Source organism: Bacillus sp. H1a, from assembly GCF_000633475.1.
Lineage (GTDB): Bacteria > Bacillota > Bacilli > Bacillales > Bacillaceae_G > Bacillus_A > Bacillus_A paramycoides.
Map to the genome: position 1 here is coordinate 144,381 of NZ_AYMH01000047.1, position 19,527 is coordinate 163,907.

General features: G+C 35.7%; 13 protein-coding genes. 9 read left to right on the top strand and 4 right to left on the bottom strand.

Annotated features, from left to right (window positions below; translation table 11 throughout):
• Positions 1-284: 284 nt before the first annotated feature.
• Both patB1 and U860_RS0122755 read right to left on the bottom strand, forming a co-directional pair.
• Positions 285-1,475, bottom strand: a complete 1,191-nt coding sequence (gene patB1, locus U860_RS0122750; protein ID WP_025150306.1) for a secondary cell wall polysaccharide O-acetyltransferase PatB1 — start codon at positions 1,473-1,475, stop codon at positions 285-287.
• A gap of 24 nt (positions 1,476-1,499) precedes the next feature.
• On the bottom strand, positions 1,500-2,915 hold the full coding sequence (locus tag U860_RS0122755; protein WP_025150307.1) for an MBOAT family O-acyltransferase: 1,416 nt from the start codon (positions 2,913-2,915) through the stop codon (positions 1,500-1,502).
• A 227-nt stretch (positions 2,916-3,142) separates the two neighbouring features.
• Between U860_RS0122755 and U860_RS0122760 the strand changes: the two genes are divergently transcribed.
• Both U860_RS0122760 and U860_RS0122765 read left to right on the top strand, forming a co-directional pair.
• Positions 3,143-4,600: an MBOAT family protein gene (locus U860_RS0122760; RefSeq protein ID WP_025150308.1), complete on the top strand. Its 1,458-nt coding sequence runs from the start codon at positions 3,143-3,145 to the stop codon at positions 4,598-4,600.
• A 9-nt stretch (positions 4,601-4,609) separates the two neighbouring features.
• Positions 4,610-5,641, top strand: coding sequence for a hypothetical protein (locus tag U860_RS0122765; RefSeq protein ID WP_025150309.1), 1,032 nt, complete (start codon positions 4,610-4,612; stop codon positions 5,639-5,641).
• Between the two features lie 93 nt (positions 5,642-5,734).
• Here the strand turns inward: U860_RS0122765 and U860_RS0122770 are convergent, their stop codons facing one another.
• Entirely contained in the window at positions 5,735-7,129 is a 1,395-nt protein-coding gene (locus U860_RS0122770; RefSeq protein ID WP_025150310.1) for an O-antigen ligase family protein, read from the bottom strand.
• Positions 7,130-7,456: 327 nt separating this feature from the next.
• Between U860_RS0122770 and U860_RS0122775 the strand changes: the two genes are divergently transcribed.
• From U860_RS0122775 to U860_RS0122785, 3 genes are all read left to right on the top strand, one after another.
• Positions 7,457-8,245 carry an enoyl-CoA hydratase gene (locus U860_RS0122775; RefSeq protein WP_025150311.1) on the top strand — a complete coding sequence of 263 codons (789 nt, stop codon included), beginning with the start codon at positions 7,457-7,459 and terminating at the stop codon, positions 8,243-8,245.
• A gap of 62 nt (positions 8,246-8,307) precedes the next feature.
• Complete coding sequence (locus tag U860_RS0122780) at positions 8,308-8,628, top strand: hypothetical protein (protein WP_025150312.1); 321 nt, start codon at positions 8,308-8,310, stop codon at positions 8,626-8,628.
• A 17-nt stretch (positions 8,629-8,645) separates the two neighbouring features.
• Positions 8,646-8,972, top strand: a complete 327-nt coding sequence (locus U860_RS0122785; RefSeq protein WP_016119674.1) for a nucleoside triphosphate pyrophosphohydrolase — start codon at positions 8,646-8,648, stop codon at positions 8,970-8,972.
• A gap of 20 nt (positions 8,973-8,992) precedes the next feature.
• Here U860_RS0122785 and U860_RS31865 read toward each other — a convergent pair whose 3' ends face one another.
• Positions 8,993-9,172 carry a hypothetical protein gene (locus U860_RS31865; RefSeq protein ID WP_033795471.1) on the bottom strand — a complete coding sequence of 60 codons (180 nt, stop codon included), beginning with the start codon at positions 9,170-9,172 and terminating at the stop codon, positions 8,993-8,995.
• Positions 9,173-9,300: 128 nt separating this feature from the next.
• Here U860_RS31865 and U860_RS0122790 point away from each other — a divergent pair, with 128 nt between their 5' ends.
• The 4 genes from U860_RS0122790 to U860_RS33980 all read left to right on the top strand — a co-directional run.
• Positions 9,301-10,350 (top strand): M42 family metallopeptidase, encoded by a 1,050-nt coding sequence (locus U860_RS0122790; RefSeq protein WP_025150313.1) that lies wholly within the window; start codon positions 9,301-9,303, stop codon positions 10,348-10,350.
• Positions 10,351-10,576: 226 nt separating this feature from the next.
• A complete protein-coding gene (locus tag U860_RS0122795) occupies positions 10,577-12,151 on the top strand; it encodes an N-acetylmuramoyl-L-alanine amidase (protein ID WP_025150314.1) in 1,575 nt (524 codons plus the stop codon).
• Between the two features lie 508 nt (positions 12,152-12,659).
• On the top strand, positions 12,660-13,613 hold the full coding sequence (locus U860_RS0122800) for a methyltransferase domain-containing protein (RefSeq protein ID WP_025150315.1): 954 nt from the start codon (positions 12,660-12,662) through the stop codon (positions 13,611-13,613).
• A gap of 2,140 nt (positions 13,614-15,753) precedes the next feature.
• Positions 15,754-19,527 (top strand): Cna B-type domain-containing protein (locus U860_RS33980; protein WP_025150316.1); only part of this gene is annotated, 3,774 nt, incomplete at its 3' end.

A 19,527-nucleotide genomic window follows, 5' to 3' on the forward strand; every position in this document is an offset into this window, starting at 1 on the left:
CTTTTTGTAGTTGAAGGTACAAGTGAAATAATAACAATGTCGAAACCCATAATAGTTTAATTTATCCCGCATTAACGGGCAGTAAGACTCCCACCTCAAAATTTGGCGGATGCGAGGAAGTTAGGTGGGAGATCAACTGCCCGTAAAAGCCCGATTGGTTCAACTAATAATCAGTGGGGGATGGACAAAACCCCCACTGATTAAAGTTTCACTTTATTATTTCCCACAAATAGCGGAATAAATAAAGAAGAAGCCTCTTGTAAATTGGTTACAAGAGGCTTCTTTTATTTCTTAAACTTAAACATTTCACCACTCAAATTCGAATCACTATACACAAACAATACCATGTTAATATTGTTGTCTTTAATGTATTGATATACATCCTTTTCGTGATAGTGACGGAGGTCGAGGATGGATGTGTGTTTAAAGCTTTGTGCTAAGTGAGGCACGATTGCGTTTGCGAATGAATCTTTTAGGACTAAAGCTCGTACATCATTTGGCACATTGTTATTTTCGATGACGATTTCTGGATAGTCGTTCGTGTAATAACCTGCGTATGATGTTGTATCGTTTTGTTTTTCTACGCCATATAGTTCATCCAATGTGCGATATACAGTGCCGTTTACATCTTTTGCGGTTACGCTTGTGAAGTTGAAACCGTCTTTCGGTGTGTAGTAGCATAGTTTTTCACCAGTCGCATCGATCAGTTGGTATAGCTGGTTGTTAAAGCTTCCGACTAGATGTGTATTTGGAGCGCACGTACGAGTGTAATCTTCTTTTTTTATTTCTTTTCCTTTATATATAGAAGATTGTTGCCCGATTGTGTTCATTATATATTGATAGCCTAAGAAGGCACCATCCATATTCCAGTGATGGTCTGTTTTGAAGTACATACTTTGTATTTCTTCATTTGTATAGTTTTGCTTAAAATAATCCATGAGTTTAATTGGCTTTACGTCCGCTGGAAGTTTATTTAGAAAATAATTTAAATTTTCCTGTGCATATGTGTGAATATAAGAAGGTAATTTAAATGATAATGCATTCGTTTTGGACGGTGGTAAAGCAAAGTAAAACTCAATATTTTGTTCTTTTAAAAACTGAGATAAGTCTTTTACAGCTGGCATAGCTTGGTCAATCTCATTATATTTTGTAGTCCAAGCTGGGTTTTTTAGAAGCCATTTATCATCAGTTAGAATAATATCGTTAATGAGAGACTTGCCCATTTTAATTTGGGTAAGTGTATAGTTTTTAATGAGATCATCTCTTCCGATTAATTGATCGTTTGTATATGTCTCAAAGTCTTTAAAGAAGCTGCCTTTTGCGAGGGCTTCTTTTGTAAGAGCTGGTTTTTGAGCGAGCGGACGATTTTCAACAGGCGAGATTGCTCGGTCAGTTTTGAGAAGCGATAATATGCCAAATGAAAAGATAATGGTGAGAAAACCGATAAATAGGACGATGTTCCCCAATTTTTTCATAATAACTTTTCCTTCCTACATAAGTTAAAACCTGAAGTAAATAAATGGATTATACGTCGAATTAATTAAATACATAATCGAAATCATAAATAATGTGAGTAATAATATAGGACGTACAATTTGCATCGTGAACATATACGTTTTGGGCGCAAGTTCTAATATGTTTTTAACACGTTTCAAAATTGGTGTCGCTGCGATAAAGGCAATGATAAATACGATAATGTATTCATGTATATATAGCATTGTGTTGTCATCAATGAAAGATTGTCGCTGCATGCCAAACATCGCTTTTAAATATTGGAACGAGTAAGCGAAATTATCAGCTCGGAAGAAGACCCAACCGATCATAACGATGATTAGTACATATGCGTGTTGCAGCGGTTTCCATAGCTTATTTAATATTTTCTCAAATCCAGCTTTTTCAATTGAGATAATAAAGCCGTAATATAAGCCCCAGGCGATAAATGTCCAGCTTGCTCCGTGCCATAAACCGGTTAATCCCCATACGATGAAGAGGTTACGGTAATTTGCTAGTTTTGAAACACGGTTTCCGCCGAGCGGAATGTATATATAGTCGCGGAACCAAGAACCTAATGTAATGTGCCATCTTCTCCAAAATTCTGAAATGGATTTCGAGATGTACGGATAATTGAAGTTTTTCGGGAAATCAAATCCGAACATTTTTCCAAGTCCAATTGCCATATCAGAGTACCCTGAGAAATCGAAATAGATTTGAAGAGTATAGGCGATAATACCAATCCAAGCCGTTCCAACGCTTATTTCAGACGGTGGTAAGGCGAAGATTTTATCTGCTACAAATCCAACTTGGTTGGCAATTAATATTTTTTTCGCTAATCCTAAAACGAAAATTTGGATACCTTCTGTAAATCGTTCAAAAGAATGGATGCGCGTTTTAATTTGTTCAGCAACGATATTGTAACGAACGATTGGTCCAGCAATGAGCTGCGGGAAAATTGATATATATAACGCTAAGTTAAGTGGATTCTTTTGAACATCACCATCTTTACGGTATATGTCAATAACATAGGACATCGCTTGGAACGTATAGAATGAAATTCCAATCGGTAGTGGAATAGGTTCCACATGAATAGATAAATGCAAAGTTTGATTCAAAATGTCTGTGAAAAAGGAAATATATTTAAAATAAGAAAGTAATAAAATATTTCCGACCACAGCCATAATTAAAAATGTGACTTTCATATTTTTTCGTTTATCATAATGATGCACGAGTAGGCCGAAGCAGTAGTTTAATAGAATAGAAAAGAGCATTAAGAGGACGAATCGTGGTTCTCCCCATGCATAGAAAATTAAACTAAATGCAAGTAATACGAAATTACGTAGCTCGGCACGCACTATAAAATAGAAAAATAATACGAGAGGTAAAAAGATAAATAAGAAAATAGAACTACTAAATACCAAAGGACTCTCCTCACTTTTTTCAAAAATACATTTCGTGCAAAAAACCGACATTCCTATTATATATTTTTTTATATAAAAGCGCCTTTATTATTTTGGCATATTAATAATTCGATTAAGATGATTATTATATATAATGGAAGAAAAGAGGGACGGAATCCTTTTGACACTCATTATTTGGATAAGATAAGATGAGTAAGGTGTGATTTGTTTAGAAGGGAAGAGATGGTGTGTTATTTAACTCGTTTGAGTTTATTTTTTTATTTTTACCGATAGCATTTCTTTTATATTTTCTATTAAATAAATTTGGACATGCTACATTAGCGAAAGCTTGGCTTGTTGCGGCCTCTTTATTTTTCTATAGTTATTGGAATGTGAAATATTTACCGCTTATGTTAGTGTCGCTCATTGTGAACTACTTTATCGGAATGAGGCTTGTGAAGAGTAAGAGTAAATTTCTTTTAATAGTAGGGTTAATATTTAATATTGGGATGCTTAGTTATTTCAAGTATTATGATTTCTTCTTACAAAATGTTAATGCATTAATTGGAACTCATTTTACATTATTATCATTAACGTTACCGCTTGCGATTAGTTTCTATACGTTTCAAAAGATAGCATTTTTAGTAGATACGTATCGTGGGGAAACGAAGGCATGTCATTTTCTTGATTACGCATTGTTTGTAACTTTTTTCCCACAGCTTATTGCAGGGCCGATTGTACATCATGCGCAAATTATGCCGCAGTTTGCTGATGATAATAAAAAGCGTTGGCAATCGAAGTATATCGTTCTTGGGATTTTCGTATTTGCAATTGGTATTTTCAAAAAAGTAGGTATTGCAGATGTATTATCACCCCTTGTACGTGAAGGGTTTGATGTGCAGCAATCATTAACATTTGTCGAAGCGTGGCTTTCGTCGTTAGCGTTTACGTTCCAATTATATTTTGATTTTAGTGGATATAGTGATATGGCAATTGGAATCGCCTTAATGTTCAATATTAAATTACCTCAAAACTTTAATTCACCATATAAAGCAGTGAATATACAAGATTTTTGGCATCGTTGGCATATGACGCTTAGCCAGTTTTTAACGAGGTATGTATATATTTCTCTAGGAGGAAATCGAAAAGGGATTACACGTACATACGTGAATATTATGATTGTATTTTTAATAAGTGGACTTTGGCATGGAGCTGGCTGGACATTTATTTTTTGGGGATTCCTGCACGGCGCGGCTTCTGTTATTCATCGCTTATGGAGTAAAGCGGGAGGACGCATGCCAGCCTTTGCTGGTTGGCTCGTTACGTTTTTCTTCATTAATATAACGTGGGTATTCTTTAGGGCAACATCTATGCATGATGCGGTGAAAGTGTTAAAAGGAATGTTCGGATTAAATGGATTCGAATTAGCAAATAGCGTATTCCCAGCATTTATAATAGAGAAGTTGCAATTTTTAAAAGAGTACGGTGTATCATTTACAGAAGGGTACCATGTATCTTTATTAGATCCGAAAATGGTAGCGTACATTTTTGGGGCGTTATGTATTAGTTTCTTCTTGAAAAATTCGATTCAGTTAAAAGATTCATTCCGTCCGAATGTATGGACCGCTTTATTTACTGCAATATTACTCGTATATAGCGTGTTACATTTAACGAGTATTAGTGAGTTTTTATACTTTAATTTCTAGGTGGAGAATATGAAAAACAAACAGTGGCTTATTTTCGTTTTTGTATGTGTTTTTGTTCCTCTTGTAGGTGTTGGGATATTTAATAGCTATATAGATTCACTTTGGTTATTCCCGCATAAAAATAAGTGGAATGATGTTCAGTTTGGGTTTAACGAGAGACAGCAGAAAACGAATTATATAACATACCGTCCGTTTACATATGATGGAGTTATACTTGGAAGTAGTAGAACGACTTTTGTTAACGAGAATGACTTCACCGGGTTAAACGCATTTAATTATGCGGTGAGTAGTACAGACCCGCGTGAATATGATGCGTATATTGAATATGCGAAAGAACAAAAAGGCAGTGAATTATCGTCAATTGTACTCGGTTTAGATTTTCTTGGAACGAACAAAAATAGAGAAATCGGCTTTGATAAACCAGAAGTGTATATTAATCAGGCGCAAAGTTTATTGTACCCGATTAAATCGTATGTGAGTATGGACGGGATTACCTATTCAAAGAATACAATTGAAAACTCTATCCATCATAATACGGCTATTGACCGGTACAATCGAGAGAATGTAAAGTCAATGCGTGATTATACGAAAGAAGAACGCGATGCACAAATAGCAGCGCAAATAGATAAATTTAGTAGAGAGATTTACGGCGGGAATTATGAGTATCAAAATATGAAAGAAATATTAGGAACAGTAAAGGCTCATAATCCGAATACGAAGTTTTATATTTTTACAACGCCTGTTTCAGAGCCTCTGTTCCGTACGATGATTCAGTCAGGGCGATGGGAAGATTATAAAAGATGGCTTCATGACGCTGTAGATGTATTTGGAGAAGTTCATCATTTCATGTATCTCAATTCCGTTACAAAGAATTTAGACAATTATATGGATGGGCATCATTTCAGACCGGAAGTCGGGCAGATGATCGCGCATAAAGTTGTGAATGAAGAGGATAGCAATGTCCCGAAAGACTTCGGTATTGTGATTACGAAGGATAATATAGATGAGGTGTTAGAGCAGATTCATGCATCTTTTCAATAGAAAGAATTAGTACTTTGAATACTAGAGGCGGTAAGGGAATGGTAGGACAAAAAAACGCTTAGAGAATTATTTCTCTAAGCGTTTTTTATTCAGTTATTCCGCCTTTAAATCAACAATTACGTAAGCGAGTATAACAACGAAGAAAATACTAACGGATGGCGCGGTTAATACGTGCCCGGACATAAAGCCGATTCCAAGTGATAGTATAATGGTGCTAGCTGATAGCATATATTTCACAGTTAATATTTTCTTAAAGTTTGCGATGATGCGCAGTAACAATTTAATACCGAAGTAAAGGAATGGTAGGAAGTAAATAAGAGAACCGATGATTCCGAATGCAAAGAATAGATCATGGAAGTCCATTTCGATTAATTTAATTTTATCCGTATAGTTACCAGCGTAGCCCATTCCGAATAATTTTTGTGATAGTGGTGCGTCTTTATAGTATTGTTTGTATACTTTTAAAAACTTATCGCGATCACTGTAAATTAAACTTTTCACTTCAGAGTCTGTTAGCTCACCTTGTGCATGTTTTTTTGCTTCGTCTGGATCTTTTTTAATTACTTTTCCTTCTTTTCTTTCTTTTTCTTCTTGAACTGATTTTTTGTATTCATACATTTGTAAATGGATGCCCATATTTTTTGCGATAGGAGTATACGGTGTAAGTGCAATTAAGCCTCCTAGTACAATAGCAGCAACAACTGTGTTTACAAGATATGTGAATCCTTTTCCTTCTTTTTTGCGATGAATCATATATTCAATGAATGAGAATAAAAGTGCAATACCAAGTGTAAGAACAATTGCACCGTATCCTACTTTCGTTCCGACCATAATACTTGCATACATCGCGAGTAAAGTTGGAATCCAGTAATAGACTTTCGAGAAAGAAGTTGTTTTGTGAATCGAATATAAGACAACGATTGGGAACATAATTGCAAAAATAGCACTTAAATCATTTCCAGCAAAGAACCATCCTCTTGAACCGATCTTTGAGTGAGGATAGCTTGGGAAATCTGTACCAGTTTGCATTGCAACAATCAGTGTGATACTTAAAATTAAAGTTGCATATAAGAAATATGTAATGATTTTATGAAACGCGTATTCATTATTTTTTAACTCTTTAAAGACGATGATGTATCCAAACAGTAACACAATTGGATATATGCTCTTTAAAATAAATTTCACTTCTTCGCCAAATGAAACTGGAGATTTGACCATCATATTATTTACAAGGCCAATTGCTAGTACGACCCCAAGTAGACATAAATAGAGAATGTACTTTTTCGCTCCATTTTGTTTTCTATGAAGAAGTAGATACCCTAATGCGAGAAGCATAAAGGCGAAACGGACTACGATTCCAACTGTTGCACTCATGTGTAATACATAGATTGAAAAAGATGTTAATAAATCTAAAATTGGTTGAAACACAATGAATAGCAATAGGAAATGCGGGAAGTAGTTATCCGTTTGTTTCAACTTAGTAACCATATGTTCCTCCATTTCTTCATTCCTTTATTTCAATACCCAAGAGATGGGGATAAAAGCCTTATTTACATAGTAAGGCGAATGAATTTCCATATTTGTTTTTGTAACAAACTTAAGAATACACCATTTCATTACAATGGTAAATAGATGAAAAGCATCGATAAACCGACTTTAATTTCTATATTTTTTAACGAAATTGTATGTTTTATACGGAGTTATATACAAATTACGAGAATATTAGACAGAAAATTAAGAAAAAAGAAGGGTTTTTGACATGCTTTCTATAATTATAGAAGTATAATCTTTATGTGGAAAAGAGGGGTATATATAATGGAAGTAACAAGTAAAACAGAATCTGTTGTTGTGAAATATGAAGGGCGCGTAGCAACGGTTATGGTCAATCGTCCAGAGGTTTTAAATGCATTAGATGAACCAACGTTAAAAGAGTTGTTACAAAAGTTGAAAGAAGTAGCGGCAAGTTCTGCTCATGTTGTTGTGTTATGCGGAAATGGCCGTGGTTTTTCTGCGGGTGGAGATATTAAATCCATGCTTTCAAGTAATGATGAAAGCAAGTTTGAAGGCATTATGAATACAATTTCTGAAATTGTTGTGACGTTATATACGATGCCAAAGCTTGTTATTAGTGCGATTCATGGGCCGACTGCAGGACTGGGGCTAAGCATTGCGTTAACAGCTGATTATGTAATGGCAGATGTATCGTCAGTTATTGCGATGAACTTTATTGGAATCGCTTTAGTTCCAGATGGTGGTGGCCATTTCTTCCTTCAAAAGCGCGTCGGTGAAAATATGACGAAGCAAATTATTTGGGAAGGGAAGAAGTTATCGGCAAAAGAAGCATTAGATATCGGTTTAATTGATGAAGTAATCGGTGAGGATTTCCAAACGGCTGTGAAGCAAAAAATTAATGAGTGGTTACAAAAACCTATCAAGGCGATGATTCAAACAAAGCAAATTTTATGTGAAGTAAATCGCTCTAATTTAGAACAAACGCTGCAACTTGAAAAGCGTGGTCAATATGCGATGAGACAAACAGCGGATCATAAAGAGGGTATTGCTGCTTTTCTAGAAAAACGTTTACCGGTGTTTAAAGGGGAATAAAGTAAAGAACGTGCTAACACATTTTAGTATAATTGTGTTAGCACTTTTTTTAGGAGGAATAAATGAAGAAAATTATCGGTGCTATCGCTATTATTTTACTTACATATTATGCTTTGCATAGTACGCCATCTCTTGCGGTACGGACTGCATTATTCTTTGAGGGACATCCAATTGTTGCTTTCTCTAGTGAAGTGACGAAAGAACGGGATGTGAAAAAAGAGGCGATTCCTGCTGAGTATGCGACTTTATATAGTGATAAGGAAGAGGAGCCAGAGAATTACTTCTTTCCAACAGTAAGAGCACATGGATCAGGAATTGATATGTTAAGTGCTTGTGTGAAAAAAGATTGGTTTTTCTATAAAGCAGAGCTCGGGTGTTATTAAAAATAGGAGGATAAGTGATGTCAACTTATAACAAGTTAGTAAGGGATCGTGTCCCAGAGAAAATTTTAATGTCTGGAAAAACATATACAGCGCAAAAATTAACAGGACAAGCTTACATACAAGCGTTAGCGAAAATTGGTACGGAAGAAATTCGTGAATTTGCTTCAATGAAAGAGCGTGAGCATGCATTAGATTCTCTTGCGGATGCACTTGAAGTTATTATTTCATTAGCGCGTGCAGAAGGTGCAACAATTGAAGATATAGAACGTCTTCGTAAGCAGAAAGAAGAAGAACGAGGCGGCTTTACAAGAGGGATTTACTTGATGGACGTTTCGGAAGAGTAGTTTCATAGAAAAAGCACAGCTTACTTAGTGGCGCTGTGCTTTTTTGCTGCAAGTAGGCTAATGATTAAGAAGATAACTGTTAATGTCCAGCCGATTGTAATAGAAGTAGTAGTGTGGACGACATAAGAAACTTGTAAACAAATTAATGAGGATAAAAACCAAATGAGTGCAACATGTACATGTTTTTTCGTTACGGTCATTTTTGCTAGCTCCTTTTCACGTACTAAACTAAATTTTACTATAATTTAGAAAATTAAACTATATTAGTAGAGGTTTCATAGCAAATTTTGTATACTGAATAGTAGAGAAAATGAGGAGGAAAACGACAATGGCACATCATGCAAAAGAAACGATGGAATTAATTAAAGAGCTTGTCTCTATTCCGAGTCCATCTGGAAACACGACGGAAATTATTAATTTCATTGAAAACTATGTGAGTGAGTGGAATGTAGAGACGAAGCGTAATAATAAAGGCGCTCTTATTTTAACGGTAAAAGGGAAGAATGATGAGCAGCATCGTTTATTAACTGCTCATGTTGATACGTTAGGTGCGATGGTGAAAGAAATAAAGCCTGACGGTCGTCTTCGTTTATCTATGATTGGCGGATTTCGCTGGAACTCTGTAGAAGGGGAATATTGCGAAATTGAAACGTCAAGCGGTAAGACGTATACAGGAACGATCTTAATGCATCAAACTTCTGTCCATGTATATAAAGATGCAGGCGAAGCGAAGCGCGATGAGAAAAATATTGAAGTTCGTATTGATGAGCGTGTATTTTCAGCAGATGAAGTACGTGAGTTAGGAATTGAAGTAGGAGACTTCGTTTCATTTGATCCGCGCGTTCAAATTACAGAGAGTGGATACATAAAATCACGTCATTTGGATGATAAAGTAAGTGTAGCAATTTTATTAAAATTAATTAAAAGATTGCAGGATGAGAATGTAACATTGCCATATACAACACATTTCTTAATTTCTAATAATGAAGAAATCGGATACGGTGGAAACTCTAACATTCCAGAGGAAACTGTAGAATATTTAGCAGTTGATATGGGGGCGTTAGGTGATGGACAAGCATCTGATGAATATACAGTATCTATTTGTGCGAAAGATTCTAGTGGTCCATACCATTACGCTTTACGCAAACATTTAGTGGAACTGGCGAAAGCGAATGCTATTGAATATAAAGTGGATATTTATCCATACTACGGATCAGACGCATCAGCTGCGATTCGCGCCGGATTTGATGTGAAGCATGCGTTAATTGGAGCTGGTATTGACTCTTCTCATGCATTTGAGCGTACGCATGAAAGCTCGATTGCACATACAGAAGCGCTTGTTTATGCATATGTATTATCAGAGATGATAGTAGAATAGTGAGAGAGGGTGGTTGATTCTATGAATCAACCACTTTTTTGTGCATAAAAAATAATTTAATTGCATTTTATTGTACAATATTAAGAAAGTAGGTTTACTACAGAATTCTAGTATTATAGAATGATAGAGGTGCGCTAATTTTTTTTTTTTTTTTTGTTTTATCCATAATTTGTATATTAAGATTACGCGTTTTAAAGGTTGATTTTCGAGAGGAGTATTATTATTTATGAAGTATCGTGCAGTCGCGGCAGGTATTTTAGCCGCAAGTTTATTATCGTCTCCATTAAGTAGTTTCGCAGCAGAGAAAAAATTTACAGATGTTCCAGATTGGGCGCAAAGTTCATTAGACTATTTAGTTAGTAAAAATGCGCTTGATGGAAAACCAGATGGTACATTCGCTCCATTTGAAGCGGTAGATAAAGGATCAGCTGCAAAGTTATTAGCGATCGTTCTTGGTTTACCAATTGATCCAAAAGCGAAACCATCTTTTAAAGATTCACAAAATCATTGGGCAGCACCATATATTGCTGCAGTAGAAAAAGCAGGTGTAGTTAGTGGAGATGGTACTGGGAAATTCAATCCATCAAGCCCAATTAACCGTGCATCTATGGCAGCTATGCTTGTACAAGCATATTCATTAGATAAGAAAATTATTGGAGAACTTCCAACACAATTTAAAGATTTGGAAAATCATTGGGGTAAGGAAAAAGCTAATATTTTAGTAGCTTTAGAGATTTCAAAGGGTACAGGAAATGGCTGGAATCCTGACGGTACTGTAAGTCGTGCCGAAGCAGCTCAGTTTATCGCAATGGCAGATAAAAATAAAACAAATACATCGAAAAGAATGTATATGAATAGAAACTTTATTACATATCATCAAGCATCATTAGCATCTGGTATTACTGACGTTCAACATCAACCGCAAATGATTGAAGTGAAAGAGCAAAGAGCGGATGGATGGATGAAGATTGCAACAAGTAAAGGTGACAAGTGGACACCTTTAACAGAGAAAACAGATGTTATTAATGAAGGGTTTACTGCGTATGCAGAAGCTTCACATCAGTCTAAAGTGCTAGGTACATATGGTGCACAAAAAGTAACTGTTATTGAAGAGAATGGTAGCTGGATTCGTATCCGTGTGGGCGCTGGTTTCCAATGGGTTGATAAAAATCAATTAAACCCAGTGAAACAAGGTAATTTCTTAGAAGGTAAGGCAATTATTATTGATCCAGGTCATGGTGGAGTGGATCCTGGGCATGCTGGTGTAAACATGGATGAAAGTGCTATTGTACTAGATACATCTTTACGCGTGCAAAAATTATTTGAACAAAAGACTCCATTCACTGTTTTATTAACACGTAATAATGATACAAGACCAGGAAATACTGCTAGTGATTCTTTAAAGAAACGTGTAGAATTTGCGCAAGAAAATAACGGTGATGTTTTCGTAAGTATCCATGCAAATGGCTTCAATAACCAAGTAGAAGGAACGGAAACATACTACTATAGATCAGCACCAAATCCAAACTCAGAAGAAAGCCGTGTACTAGCAGAAAAAGTACAAAAACGTCTAGTGAACGCACTTCAATCAAATGATAGAGGTGTAAAAACAGATGACTTCTATGTAGTTAAATATAATACAATGCCTGCAATTTTAACTGAATTAGGTTTCATCGATGCGAAAGACGAAGGTGAAAAACTATCTTCAGAAAAATGGAGACAACGCGCAGCAGAAGCAATTTATGCTGGTATTCTAGATTACTATGAATGGCAAGGTAAAGACGTATCTTCTTACCGTTAATAATAGAGATAACTTTAGAATGTAAATATGGAAGAGATTGCCGAGAGGCAGTCTCTTTTAATTTATCCCGCTATTTGCGGGCAGTAAGACTCCCACCTCAAGGAATGGATAGGACATGGTCCGATGAGTAGGTGAGAGATGACTGGCGGTTAGGCAGAATCCTAAAGGTTCTTCTTGTTAAAGATTTGCTACGAGGTAACAGAATAAGTTTGTCTAGAAGGTAAATGGGGTAGTTCAATAAATGAATTATAAAAGTTTCTCTTTATTTCGAGCATATGATATCATTTAATTTTATCCCGCTATTTGCGAGCAGTAAGATTCCCACCCAGAAATTAGACGAACACGAGGAAGTTAGGTGGGAGATCAACTGCCCGTAAAAGCCCGATTGGTGAGGGCTAACTATCAGTGGGGGATAAGGCTTCCCACTGATAAAAGTTTCACTTTACGTGAAAAAGCATTTGAGTAATTGTGATAATAACAATTTTAAACGATAAAGGATGATAATAGATTGAGTAATCATAGTAAAACACCTGCATGTATATATACGTATGCATTCCGTGAGGATGAGCGTTCTTTATGCTACTTGGAAATGCGCTCATTATTTGGAATGGAGTCCCACGTTAACATTTTGAAAAGTGATGTCAAAATTGATCCAAGCAGAAGCCCGTTTATTAAAGAGCGAATTGAAGTTATGTATGAAGGAGACGACTTAGAAAGCATCTTGAAACAAGTGGAACAAATTGACTTGGCGGGAGCAACGTTCAAAGTTATCTTCGTTAAAATTAATGACCTTGTTGGAGAGAATAAAATTGAATATGGAGAAAGACGTCTCATTGAGCGAGACCTTGGTATGCATATTGAGGGAGAAGCAGACGTTCGTAATCCAGAGCGTGTATTCGGAATTGTTCCCCTTGGAGGGCGCTGGTACTTCGGACACTATATGGAAAGTGAAGCCGTTTGGTACCATCACATAAAAAAACCGCATAGTTATTCGACATCACTGAGCACACGTGTTGCTAGAGCTGTCGCAAATATCGCTGTACCAAATCCAGAGGGAGTACGAGCAATTGACCCGTGCTGCGGCATTGGAACGGTAGTAGTAGAAGCACTTTCTATGGGGATTAATATCGTCGGTAGAGATATTAATCCACTTGTGGTTCTTGGAACGAGAAAAAATATCGCACATTTCGGGTTTGAAGGAACAGTAACAAAAGGCCCAATTGAAGAAATTACTGAGAGCTACGACGTCGCAATTATCGACATGCCGTACGACCTATTTACGCACGCAACACCAGAAGATCAACTCTCAATTCTCTCAAGTGCGCGCCGTATCGCAAAAAAAGTAGTCGTTGTAACGATGGAAACAATGGACGACATGATTCATGAAGCCGGATTCGAAATCACAGATCGTGGCGTCGCAAAAAAAGGAACATTCTCTAGACAAATTCTTATTTGTGAATAGGAAAGGTCACCCGATCGTTATATTTAGGTCATAGATGTTAAACTCAATAAAATCAAAGGTAGGAACATATTTGATATGTACAAAATGTTCCTGCCTTTTTATTATGGAGTACCGCTACACATCCATCAACTATTCGGAATGGCTGTATAAGAATAGATTCCATTAGGAATCTATATACCTCTTTCAAATAGATGCAATCATTGCATCAGAACCATGGAGATGTGTGGTAACCCACACTAATTAACAACCAGCATCATTTTGCGGAAAATGTCGAAAATATAAGAATTATGTAATTTTTTGTTGATTCATCAAATTTTTAATGTTATACTCATAACAACAAAGAAAGAGTGAACAAAAACCCTTAGCGATTAAGTTTTCTGAATTTTTAGTCTTGTTTGTTGGTTTACTCCATTAGATTCATAAGTTTGAGTATTGCTTTTCCGCTCTTTCTTTGTTTTACCCTATAAAAGAAAACAACCTGTTTTTATACAAGTTGTTTTCTTTTTTGTTTTAGGGGTCACCTTACATGCCCCTCATCGCCAAAATGTTTTAAACAAACGTTTGTTTGAATTTTTCTACAATTTCTTTCTCCATTGTATAAGTTAAAAAGAGATAAGAATACTTTTATGGCCATTATTTCAGCGTTCAAAAAAACAAACGTAACCAATGAATTACATTAATAAGCCAATTTCTTTAACGTACAGGAACTTGTTTTTTTTGATGGAGAGGATTCTTACCTAAAAAGCTAATTATGAAAGTACAACGTATTTCGGCTGATCTCTACTAATTAAGGATCAGTATTATTTTTTTGTGAAAAAAATGTCGAATTTATGAGAATTTTGAATTTTTTTGTCTTGTTATACTTTATATTTAGTGCTAAACTCAAAATACAAAGAAAGAGTAGCTGAAAATATCCTCCTCCAAACAAAAAAGACTGAAAATTCAGTTTAATTTTCGTCTGATTCATATTTACGCTTACTACTCTTTCTTTGTTTTATTTTATATATTATAGCGAGCATTATAAATAGATAGCGAGGTGACTGAGATGTGATTATTTGGTAAAAGTAGAGTGTAAGCATTCTGTTATTCTTATGAAACCTTAATCAATTAATTGCACACTTATTACAAATATTTGTAAAGGAAATTGAGATCGTTGTTTCAACCTAGCAACGAAAAATTTAGTTTCATACAAATAAAGAAGTAAGCAACTACAAGTAATTATGAATCTAGTCATCAAGCTGAGGATTTAATTGAAGACTTGGAATAGCGAGATGCAACCATGAAGTTTACAAGTCATGTAGATTGTGATTTAGATTCTAAATGCATAAGCTGACCCAAATTGGTGAACGTTGCTGTTCATTCTTTTACAAAGTATAAGACTATCTAATTACAAATCTGAGAAATGATTTCCAAGAGGTATATGGATAAACAAAATTGTTTGTGATTTTATATTTTTACTGAATGAATCAAGAATTAGGTAGAGATTTAGAACAAGCATTTAGGGATGATGTTTCGTGTATGTAGGAGGAAGTATAAAATAAGAAGTTTATCCCAAAAGAGGTATTAATTTATGTTTGGTTTCTTTAATTACAAAATCAATTACAAAAGTTACAAAAACTATCTTTGGTATCTAAAAGGTCCTATATTACGGATGAGAGCATGAAAAAAATGCCTATAGGAGGGGGAAAAAGATTCTGGTAAATAAAGTTGTGAATCATTAAAAATGTGCTATCAAATTTGGACATATTGATGTTATGAATCTGAAAACAATGAAAAATAATATGAATAAACTAATAGCATTGAAATGAAAACATTATTAATCAGAGATTTATGCTGAACATAAGATGGTAGATATGATATAAAATCCCAAGATTTTATAGGGATGATGAAAAGAACGTAACTTCGCCAGTTACAATAATATCAATAATTGTTAAACTTGTAAACATTAAACTTGGTGAATTTAATGTTACATTAGAAAAAATGAAGTTTAATAGAGAACAGAGGGATCGTTTATAGAAATCTGTTTTCAAGTTTTTAAGTGTATAACAATTAAAAGAGAAAAATGCCATCAACCTATTAAGTCATTGTCATTTCATATTCATATTAGGAGCCATCTAATTATAATTGATAGGAGAATGACATGATAAAGAGAGTAACCTCGATTTTAATGATTTTTATATTTACTATAGGTCAGAGTTTCACATCCATAATAGCAAATGCACAAGAGTTAAATACAACAGGATTTGTTGATAGTTTTACAATCGATAAAACGACGCTTAATTCCGGAGAACCAACAAAAATAACAGTACAGTTTAGTGATAAATCTGGGAATCAAATGAAAGCTGGAGATACACTAACATTAACGTTACCTTCGGAATTGAAAGGATACAGTGGAACGATTCCATTAAATAATGATGCAGGTGTTAATTTTGGTACTTGTCAAATAAAGACCACTAATGCCGTATGTACATTTAGTGATACAGTTGAGAAACTTCAAAATATTAGAGGGGATTTTCATTTCCAAGTTAAAGCAGTTGATGTTGCACAGGGACAAACGGTAACAACTGAAACGAATTTAGGTACACAATTAGAAAAGAAAACGGTAACGATTATCGGCCCGACTAGTGGTGGTGGTGGTGGATCTTCACCGTTTTCGTACAAAACAGGTGAGATTAAACCAGAAAACACCAATGAAGTACAATGGGTTTTAAATGTAAATACGTCAAAACAAAATGTAGATAGTGATATTGTTTTGACTGATACCTTACAAGAGGGGCAAACGCTTAATCAAGATAGTCTCCGTATTGGAGGGTTTGCTAGCCCTATGACACCACAAGAATTCCAAGCTCAAGGTTATGGAACGATTACGTTTATTGGTGATAACGGATTTAATGCTGTTATTAATAAGGATAAAGCCAATGGTCTTACTTTTGTTTTTGAATATAAAGCAAATATATCTGATAGTGGAAAGAAACTAGAATCATTTTATAATAATTATACCGTAAACTACAAGGTTACGGGTGAAGAGCAAGTATCTAAATCAGAGGGTGCCAGTGTTAAAAATATCGATCAGGGCGGCGGTGCGCAAGGCGATTTACCTCCTAAAGGAACGTTAAGAATCGTGAAGCACATTGCCGGAGATGAGACGAAATTTATACCGAATGTTTCATTTAATTTATATACAGAGTCGGGTCAGCAAATAGGCGGTACGTATAAAACGGATGGACAAGGTATGGTGGAGGTCCCAGGTTTAGACCCAGGTAATTATTATGTACAGGAGATTGCAGGTCCAAACTATTTGGATTTCGATCCTCAAGTAAAAGTGCCTTTTACAATTGTTGCAAATGCTGAAAAAGGCGTAAAGCTTACTATTCCGAATAAGGTGAAAATGACATCTGTTTCAGGAACGAAAACTTGGAATGACAACAATGCAACAGATCGTCCAAGCTCAATCCAAGTAGAGTTACTGCAAAATGGAAATTCAATCAAAACACAAGATGTAACAGCAGCGAATAACTGGAACTATACGTTTGCAGATCTACCTGCATATGATAATGATGGTAATGCTTATACGTATACAGTAAAAGAAAAACCAGTAGCAGGATACAAGTCGGAAGTAAATGGCTACAACATTACGAATACAAAAGATGCAAAAACATCTGTTTCAGGAACAAAAACTTGGAATGACAACAATGCAACAGATCGTCCAAGCTCGATCCAAGTAGACTTATTGCAAAATGGAAACGTAATTCAAACACAAGACGTAACAGCAGCAAACGGTTGGAATTATACATTTGCAGACCTAGCACAATATGATGCAAATGGTGTTACTTATACTTATATAGTGAAAGAAAAACCGGTAGCGGGATACAAAACGGAAGTAAATGGCTACAATATTACAAATACAAAAGTAGCGAAAATGACAGTAGAAGGAACGAAGACGTGGAAAGACGGAAATGCAACAGACCGTCCGGCAACGATCAAAGTAGACTTACTACAAAATGGTAATGTAATCGGGACACAGGACGTAACAGCGGCAAATGGTTGGAAATATACATTTACAAATTTAGAATCATATGATGCGAATGGTGTTGCCTATACGTATACAGTGAAGGAAGAACCGGTAGCGGGATACAAATCCGAAGTAAACGGTTATGACATCACAAATACAAAAGTAGGCGAAACAACAGTAGAAGGAACAAAAACTTGGAAAGATAACGCATCACTGGATCGTCCAAGCTCAATTAAAGTAGATTTACTACAAAACGGAAACGTAATCCAAACACAAGACGTAACAGAAACGAATAACTGGAAATATACGTTTGCAGACTTAGCACAATATGATGCGAACGGTGTTGCTTATACTTATACAGTGAAAGAACAACCAGTAGCGGGATACAAAACGGAAGTAAATGGCTACAATATTACAAATACAAAAGTAGCGAAAATGACAGTAGAAGGAACGAAGACGTGGAAAGACGGAAATGCAATAGACCGTCCGGCAATGATTAAAGTAGACTTACTACAAAACGGAAACTTGATCAAAACACAAGACGTACTAGCAATAATGGGTTGGAAATATATATTTGCAGATTTAGAAGCATACGATGCGAATGGAGTAGCTTATCAGTATGAAGTGAAAGAACAACCAGTAGTGGGATATCAATCTAACGTGAGCGGTTATGATATTACGAATACAAAAGTAGGCGAAACGAAAGTAGAAGGAACAAAGACTTGGAACGATAACAACGCAACAAATCGCCCAAGCTCAGTTAAAGTAGATTTACTACAAAACGGTAAAGTAATAGATACAAAAGAAGTGACAGCGGCAACAAACTGGAAGTATACTTTTGAAAAAATCCCAACATACGATACAAACGGAGTAGTTTACATCTATACAGTGAAAGAACAACCGGTAGATGGATATAAATCCGAAGTAAAAGGTTATGACATTACAAATACAAAAGTGGGCCAAACAACAGTAGAAGGAACAAAGACGTGGAAGGACGGAAACGCAACAAATCGTCCGGCAACGATCAAAGTGGACTTACTACAAAATGGCAAGGTGATCGCAACAAAAGAAGTGAGCGCAGCGGGTGAATGGAAATATGCGTTTCCAGACTTAGCGGCATATGATGCCGAAGGTAATGCGTATAAGTATGAGGTAAAAGAACAACCGGTGGATGGATACAAATCCGAAGTAAAAGGTTATGACATTACAAATACAAAAGTAGCGCAAACAACAGTAGAAGGAACAAAGACGTGGAAGGATGGAAATGCAACAAATCGTCCGACAACGATCAGAGTAGACTTACTACAAAATGGCCAAGTAGTTGCGACGCAAGAAGTAAGTGAAGCAACAGGTTGGAAATATGGATTCAAAGACTTAGCGGCATATGATGCCGAAGGAAATGTATACAAGTATGAAGTGAAAGAACAACCGGTGGATGGATACAAGTCTGAGGTTCATGGTTATGACATCACAAATACAAAAGTAGCGCAAACAACAGTAGAAGGAACAAAGACGTGGAAGGACGGAAACGCAACAAATTGTCCGACAACAATCAAAGTAGATTTACTACAAAATGGCCAAGTAGTTGCGACGCAAGAAGTAAGTAAAGCAAGTGATTGGAAATATGGATTCAAAGACTTAGCGGCATATGATGCCGAAGGAAAAGCATATAAGTATGAAGTGAAAGAACAACCGGTGGCTGGATATAAATCTGAGGTTCAAGGTTATGACATCACGAATACAAAAGTAGGCCAAACAAAGGTAGAAGGAACGAAGACATGGAAAGATGATAACGCAACAGATCGTCCAGAAATGATCAAAGTAGATCTACTACAAAATGGCAAAGTAATCGCGACACAAGAAGTAAGTAAAGCAAGTGATTGGAAATACGCGTTTACAGAC

Coding starts and splice junctions, on each gene's coding strand:
- patB1 (WP_025150306.1), bottom strand. CDS start 1,475: ATGAAAAAATTGGGGAACATCGTCCTATTTATCGGTTTTCTCACCATT.
- U860_RS0122765 (WP_025150309.1), top strand. CDS start 4,610: ATGAAAAACAAACAGTGGCTTATTTTCGTTTTTGTATGTGTTTTTGTT.
- U860_RS0122770 (WP_025150310.1), bottom strand. CDS start 7,129: ATGGTTACTAAGTTGAAACAAACGGATAACTACTTCCCGCATTTCCTA.
- U860_RS0122775 (WP_025150311.1), top strand. CDS start 7,457: ATGGAAGTAACAAGTAAAACAGAATCTGTTGTTGTGAAATATGAAGGG.
- U860_RS0122780 (WP_025150312.1), top strand. CDS start 8,308: ATGAAGAAAATTATCGGTGCTATCGCTATTATTTTACTTACATATTAT.
- U860_RS0122785 (WP_016119674.1), top strand. CDS start 8,646: ATGTCAACTTATAACAAGTTAGTAAGGGATCGTGTCCCAGAGAAAATT.
- U860_RS31865 (WP_033795471.1), bottom strand. CDS start 9,172: ATGACCGTAACGAAAAAACATGTACATGTTGCACTCATTTGGTTTTTA.
- U860_RS0122790 (WP_025150313.1), top strand. CDS start 9,301: ATGGCACATCATGCAAAAGAAACGATGGAATTAATTAAAGAGCTTGTC.
- U860_RS0122795 (WP_025150314.1), top strand. CDS start 10,577: ATGAAGTATCGTGCAGTCGCGGCAGGTATTTTAGCCGCAAGTTTATTA.